The sequence below is a fragment of the Streptomyces sp. NPDC054956 genome (assembly GCF_053609185.1).
In genome coordinates, this window is the sequence record NZ_JBSGXB010000442.1 from 1 (window position 1) to 4,808 (window position 4,808).

The 4,808-nt window shown below is 66.5% G+C and carries 3 protein-coding genes; 1 reads left to right on the forward strand and 2 read right to left on the reverse strand.

The features are described 5' to 3' along the window. Positions 1-89: 89 nt before the first annotated feature. Both ACWGDE_RS36200 and ACWGDE_RS36205 read right to left on the reverse strand, forming a co-directional pair. A complete protein-coding gene (locus tag ACWGDE_RS36200; RefSeq protein WP_453393324.1) occupies positions 90-1,172 on the reverse strand; it encodes an inositol-3-phosphate synthase in 1,083 nt (360 codons plus the stop codon). A gap of 49 nt (positions 1,173-1,221) precedes the next feature. Beyond that, positions 1,222-1,824: a PadR family transcriptional regulator gene (locus tag ACWGDE_RS36205; RefSeq protein ID WP_453393325.1), complete on the reverse strand. Its 603-nt coding sequence runs from the start codon at positions 1,822-1,824 to the stop codon at positions 1,222-1,224. Positions 1,825-2,099: 275 nt separating this feature from the next. On the opposite strand from ACWGDE_RS36205, the gene ACWGDE_RS36210 reads away from it, so the two are divergent. After that, positions 2,100-4,655 (forward strand): transglycosylase domain-containing protein, encoded by a 2,556-nt coding sequence (locus ACWGDE_RS36210; protein ID WP_453393326.1) that lies wholly within the window; start codon positions 2,100-2,102, stop codon positions 4,653-4,655. The last annotated feature ends 153 nt before the right edge of the window (positions 4,656-4,808 follow it).

Sequence of the window (4,808 nt, forward strand, 5' to 3'; positions counted from 1 at the left end):
CCCCGGGCACATTGCCCGGGGACCCTCCGCGGAAGAACAGCCGAAGTCCAGATGTCGTCGAGGACCTCCGGGTTCGGCCGGGGCGCGACTTAGCGCTCGACCTCGCCCTTGATGAACTTCTCGACGTTCGCGTAGGCCTCGTCGTCGAAGTACTGCACCGGCGGGGACTTCATGAAGTAGCTCGAAGCCGACAGGATCGGGCCACCGATACCGCGGTCCTTGGCGATCTTCGCGGCGCGCAGGGCGTCGATGATGACACCGGCGGAGTTCGGGGAGTCCCACACCTCGAGCTTGTACTCGAGGTTCAGCGGGACGTCGCCGAAGGCGCGGCCTTCGAGGCGGACGTAGGCCCACTTGCGGTCGTCGAGCCACGCGACGTAGTCGGACGGGCCGATGTGGACGTTCTTCTCGCCGAGCTCACGGTCGGGGATCTGCGAGGTGACGGCCTGCGTCTTGGAGATCTTCTTCGACTCGAGGCGGTCGCGCTCGAGCATGTTCTTGAAGTCCATGTTGCCGCCGACGTTGAGCTGCATGGTGCGCTCGAGACGGACACCGCGGTCTTCGAAGAGCTTCGCCATCACGCGGTGCGTGATGGTGGCGCCGACCTGGGACTTGATGTCGTCGCCGACGATCGGGACACCGGCCTCGGTGAACTTGTCGGCCCACTCCTTGGTGCCGGCGATGAAGACCGGGAGGGCGTTGACGAAGGCGACCTTGGCGTCGATGGCGCACTGGGCGTAGAACTTCGCCGCAGCCTCGGAACCGACGGGCAGGTAGCAGATCAGGACGTCGACCTCGCGGTCCTTGAGGATCTGCACGACGTCGACGGGAGCCTCGGCGGACTCTTCGATCGTCAGGCGGTAGTACTTGCCCAGGCCGTCCAGGGTGTGGCCGCGCTGAACGGTCACGCCCGAGTTCGGGACGTCACAGATCTTGATGGTGTTGTTCTCGCTGGCGCCGATGGCGTCCGAAAGGTCGAGGCCGACCTTCTTCGCGTCGACGTCGAACGCGGCGACGAACTCGATGTCACGCACGTGGTAGTCGCCGAACTGGACGTGCATCAGACCGGGGACCTTGGCCGCCGGGTCGGCGTCCTTGTAGTACTCGACGCCCTGCACCAGCGAGGCGGCGCAGTTGCCTACGCCGACGATGGCTACGCGAACCGAACCCATTCCGGTTGCTCCCTGTTTGTTCTCGGACGAGGCCTGCGAGGTGCAGGTCTCACTTTGCAGTTTCGTCGGACGGACCGGGGTTTCTCTGATCCCGTCCCGCCCGCTCACTTTCGATGAGCTCGTTCAGCCAGCGCACTTCGCGCTCCACGGATTCCATGCCGTGGCGTTGCAGCTCGAGCGTGTAGTCGTCGAGCCGCTCGCGTGTGCGGGCGATCGAGGCGCTCATCTTCTCCAGGCGCTCCTCAAGCCGGCTGCGACGGCCTTCCAGCACCCGCATGCGTACTTCCCGTTCGGTCTGACCGAAGAAGGCGAAGCGGGCGGCGAAGGACTCGTCCTCCCAGGCATCGGGGCCCGTGTGGGAGAGGAGCTCTTCGAAGTGCTCCTTGCCTGCTGCCGTCAACCGGTAGACGATCTTGGCGCGGCGCCCTGCGAGTGAAGCGGCGAGAGCGTCTTCCGGGGCGTTGCCCGGCTCTTCGATCAACCAACCGTTGGTGACGAGCGTCTTGAGGCAGGGATAGAGCGTTCCGTAGCTGAACGCCCTGAACACCCCCAGCGAGGTGTTGAGCCGCTTGCGCAGCTCGTAGCCGTGCATGGGGGATTCGCGAAGCAGGCCAAGGACGGCGAACTCGAGGATGCCTGAGCGCCTGCTCATCCGCCTGCCTTTCCTCCGCCTCGGAGTCATTATGTCGAGCTGATGTATCGGCTCGATACATCCAGACGATAGAACGGGTGGCCTCTTGCTACAAGTGGTGACACGGTGACCGGCGTCACATCACCAATTCGTACGAAGCAAGTTGCCGGTTTTGGGGTGAACTTCGGCACTGATGGGCTTTTGGGCGTGCGTAGTCTGTGCGCCATGACACCGGGGGGACCGGTACCTCAACTGCCGCTTCCAGGCCACTCGCCTGCCCGAGGAGTAGTCGTTCGATGAGCGAGCACCGCCGCAAACCGCAGCAGCCCCAGAGTGGGGGCCGCGCCGCGGCCCGCCGGGCTGCCCAGCAGCGCCCCGGACGGGGCGCCGGATCCGACCGCGACGTTCCGACCGCGTCGCCCAGCGAGCCGTACGGGGGGCAGTCGGAGCACGGCAGCCGCTCGGACGCACGCAGATCCGCCGGCCGCGGTTCGGCGGGGCGGGGCCGGGGGGCCGCCAAGGCGGGAAGCGGCACGGGCCGCCCGGACAAGCGGTTCATCAACTACCCGCGCTCCGACAAGGCCGGATGGAAGCGCTTCATCCCGTCCTGGAAGCTCGTGGGCGGCACGTCCCTGGGGTTCTTCGCGATCATCACGGCGGCCGCCGGCATCGGCATCGCCTCGGTGAACACCCCCGACGCGAACAAGACGGCCGAAGCGCAGAACAACGTCTTCTACTGGGCCGACGACACCCAGATGGTCGCGACCGGCGGGTCCGTCAACCGCCAGATCGTGCCCATCGGGAAGATCCCCCGGTCGATGCAGAACGCCGTGATCGCCGCGGAGAACGAGTCCTTCGAGTCGGACAAGGGCGTCGACCCCATGGGCATCGCCCGTGCCGTGTGGAACATGGCCAAGGGCGGATCCACCCAGGGCGGCTCGACGATCACCCAGCAGTACGTGAAGAACACGTACCTGGACTCCGACCAGACGCTCAAGCGCAAGGTCACCGAGCTCTTCATCTCGATAAAGCTGGGTGTGACCGAGGAGAAGAACACGATCCTCGCGGGCTACCTCAACACCGCCTACTACGGGCGTGACGCGTACGGGATCCAGGCGGCCTCACGGGCCTACTTCGGCAAGGACTGCCAGGACCTGACCCCGTCCGAGGGCGCCTTCCTTGCCTCCGTGCTCAAGGGCCCCAACCTCTACAACCCGGACGGCGGCATCGGTACCGCGGCCACTCCCGAGGCGAACACCGCGCGCGCCCAGGAGCGCTGGGCCTGGGTGCTGAACCGCGAGGTCGAGGTGGGCCGCATGACCCAGGCCGAGCGCGACCAGTACAAGGAATTCCCCAAGCTCATCGAGTCGGCGCAGGCCCGCAACATGTCCGGGCAGATCGGCTACATGGTCGACACGGCCAAGGCCTACGTCATGAAGACCGCGAACCTCACGGTCGACGACCTGGCCAAGGGCGGCTACCAGATCCACACCACCTTCGAGAAGCCGAAGGTCGACGCGCTGGTCAAGGCGGTCGAGGAGACCCGCGACCGGATGCTCGACGAGAAGAAGCGGCCCGACACCGACACCTTCGTCCAGTTCGGCGCGGCCTCGGTGGACGTGAAGTCCGGAGCCCTCGTCGCCCTCTACGGCGGTCCGGGCATGGACAAGAAGCACTTCAACAACAACGCCAACACCTCGGGTGTCCAGGTCGGCTCGACCTGGAAGCCCTTCGTACTGGCGGCGGCCATGCAGTACGGCACGCAGAACTCCAACGGCGCCGGCATCTCGGCCGACAGCAAGTACATGGCCAACGACCTCACGGTGATCAACAACCGTGACGGCCAGCCGCTGCGCGGCAAGGACGGCAAGCCGTTCAAGCAGAAGAACGAGAGCCCGACCGCCTACGGCTACGTGACCCTGAACGAGGCGATGGAGAAGTCCATCAACGTTCCGTTCGCCCAGCTCGTCTTCGACGTCGGCCACAGCAAGGTCAGGGAGATCGCCAAGGCCTCGGGCATCCTCGAGGACACGATGGACCCGAACCCGAACGCCTCCTTCGCGCTGGGTACCTCCACCCCCAGCGCCATCCGGATGGCCGACTCGTACGCCACCTTCGCCGCCTCCGGCACGCACCACGAGCCGTTCTCCGTGCGCAGCGTCCAGCGCGACGGCAAGGACCTGCCGAACTTCGGGGCCCCCAAGGCGCAGCAGGCCATGGACAACCTGATCGCGGACAACATCACCAAGGTCCTGGAGAACGTCGTCCAGAACGGCACCGGCAAGAAGGCCAAGGCCCTGGGCCGGCCCGCGGCCGGCAAGACCGGTACCACCGATGAGAACAAGTCGGCCTGGTTCGTCGGCTACACGCCCGAGCTGTCCACCTCCGTGGCCCTGTTCCGCTCCGACCCGAACGCGGCGAAGAAGGAACTGCTCTCCATGAAGGGTGTGGCCGGCATCCCGTCCCTCCACGGTGGTGACATCCCCGCGGAGATCTGGACGAAGTACATGAAGGAGGCGCTGAACGGCGTCCCGGCGAAGGACTTCCCGGAGCCGGACAAGATCCCCGTCACCGCGGACGCCTCCGGGGCCCCCTCCCCCAGCCCCTCGATGCAGCCCTCCCCCTCGAACACGCCGTCGACCGAGCCGTCGAACGCGCCGACCCAGGTCGTCCCGACCCCGCCGACCGGCGGAGGCAAGCCGACTTGCCGGCCGTGGGAGATCTGCGACCCGGACCCGGACCCCGGCACCTCCCCTTCGCCTTCGCCCTCGCCCACCAAGACGGGCGGCGGCAAACCCGGCGGAGCGACCAACGGAGGCACGTTCCCGATAGGGGGATCGACGGGAGGCTGACCGGCCGCCCCGCGCCACGAACGGAGAGGGCCGTCGCACTCGGTGCGACGGGCGACAACGAAGTCCGGCGCGGGACGTGAGGGTGTGGGCCAGAAGAACGTTCAAGATGACAGACCCCCACCAGACGGATATAAAAAAAAAACACACCAACAA

What these genes read in the sequence shown, in the direction of transcription:
- ACWGDE_RS36210 (WP_453393326.1), top strand. Translation starts at nt 2,100, where the DNA reads ATGAGCGAGCACCGCCGCAAACCGCAGCAGCCCCAGAGTGGGGGCCGC.
- ACWGDE_RS36205 (WP_453393325.1), bottom strand. Translation starts at nt 1,824, where the DNA reads ATGAGCAGGCGCTCAGGCATCCTCGAGTTCGCCGTCCTTGGCCTGCTT.
- ACWGDE_RS36200 (WP_453393324.1), bottom strand. Translation starts at nt 1,172, where the DNA reads ATGGGTTCGGTTCGCGTAGCCATCGTCGGCGTAGGCAACTGCGCCGCC.